Origin of the sequence: Rhodococcus maanshanensis NBRC 100610 (assembly GCF_001894865.1) — a bacterium.
Lineage (GTDB): Bacteria > Actinomycetota > Actinomycetes > Mycobacteriales > Mycobacteriaceae > Rhodococcus_G > Rhodococcus_G maanshanensis.
The window spans coordinates 1-631 of the sequence record NZ_BCXA01000092.1 but is presented as its reverse complement, the minus strand read 5'-3'; the positions used below and the strand labels follow the sequence as shown (position 1 = coordinate 631).

The 631-nt window shown below is 68.3% G+C and carries 1 protein-coding gene; it reads left to right on the top strand.

All coding sequences use genetic code 11. From position 1 onward, the window contains the following. Nucleotides 1–9 precede the first annotated feature (9 nt). Nucleotides 10–631 (top strand): RNA-guided endonuclease InsQ/TnpB family protein (locus RM1_RS25805; RefSeq protein WP_369693561.1); only part of this gene is annotated, 622 nt, incomplete at its 3' end.

Genomic DNA, 631 nt, shown 5'->3' with positions numbered 1-631 from the left:
GGGCGGCTGGTGCTGGCGAAGGGGTTGAGCATTCCGGTGGTGTGGTCGCGGGCGTTGCCGTCCGACCCGACAAGCGTCCGCATCACCCGGGATGCGCTCGGGTGTTGGTACGCCTCGTTCGTCGTCCGACGCGACGCCGCGCCCGCTCCGGACGCGACGGGTGGGATCGGCATCGACTGGGGTGTTGCCGCGACGGCCACCACGACGAGCCGCGAGTTCGACCTTCCGCACCTGGGGTGCCGGAAGCGGTGCGCCGCTGAACTCGCGCGAGCGCAACGGAAGATGGCGCGTCGACACCGCAAGGGTCAAACCCAGTCGAACGGGTACCTGTGGGCGAGGCGTGAGGCGGCGAAGCTGCACAAGAAGGCTGCCCGACAGACCCAGCACGACTCCCGCGTGTGGGCGAAACGGGTAGTGGACGGCCATGATCTGATCGCGGTAGAGGACTTCAAGCCGAGATTCCTGGCGAAGTCGACGATGGCGCGTAAGGCCGCGGACGCCGCGATCGGTTCGGCGAAGCGGGAACTGATCGAGCGTGGCGTGCGGGCCGGCCGGAAGGTGGTGTTGGTGAGGCCCGCCTACACGACGATGACGTGTTCGAGGTGTTTCGCGAGAGCCAAGCAGCCCCTCG